Source organism: Faecalibacterium hattorii (assembly GCF_003287455.1).
Lineage (GTDB): Bacteria > Bacillota > Clostridia > Oscillospirales > Ruminococcaceae > Faecalibacterium > Faecalibacterium hattorii.
This window is the reverse complement of record NZ_PRLC01000050.1, coordinates 1-656: the sequence shown is the minus strand read 5'-3', so window position 1 is coordinate 656 and position 656 is coordinate 1. Positions and strand designations below refer to the sequence as shown.

The following is a 656-nucleotide window of genomic DNA, read 5'->3' as shown; positions in this document are numbered from 1 at the left end:
CTTGCATCAAATCCTGAACACGCTTGATCGTATCCACGAAAACCCCTCCCATCTTTTTAGTTCAAAACTTTTCCAACGATCTCAAATCTTTGCTCTGGAGATATAAGGATCGGCGAATATTTGGTGTTAAGAGAGACCAAAACCGGTTGGTTATGCACCACGCCATAGCTGTCGGTAAGGAACTCTGCTTGGGATTTGTCTGGGGTATGTTCGTCGTATTTTTTCAGATATCCACAGTCATCATATACGAATATCCCGATATCCCCGCATTCAAGTTCTTCGCAGCGCTTCACCCATACAATCTGTCCGTTATGATAACGCGGCTCCATACTATCACCGCTAACGTATATCCCGAACTCGGCACCAGCCGGAACGCTACTGGCAGGCACTTGTATCTGCTGGAACATTTCACCCTCAAGAAAAGCTCCTAGACCTGCCGATACTGGCAACTCTGATACAGGCATCATTATGTAGTCGATTTCCGCGGGCTCTTCTGCGTCTGGCTGGTAGCGCCGGGATGCAATCAAGTCCATTTCGTACTCAGCGACTTTTTTTTGCCCGATGTCATTTAGAAGGGCGGGTTTCTGAAAGTTCTTTGTAAAGTAGGAAGGACCCTCCTTGATGTTCAATGCGTAGCAGATTGCAACTAGTTGATA

Annotated in this window: 1 protein-coding gene; it reads right to left on the bottom strand. The window is 46.6% G+C overall.

Annotated features, from left to right (window positions below; all coding sequences use genetic code 11):
* Window positions 1-56 precede the first annotated feature (56 nt).
* A partial coding sequence (locus C4N23_RS13710) for a S24 family peptidase (protein WP_146746495.1) occupies window positions 57-656 on the bottom strand: 600 nt, incomplete at its 5' end.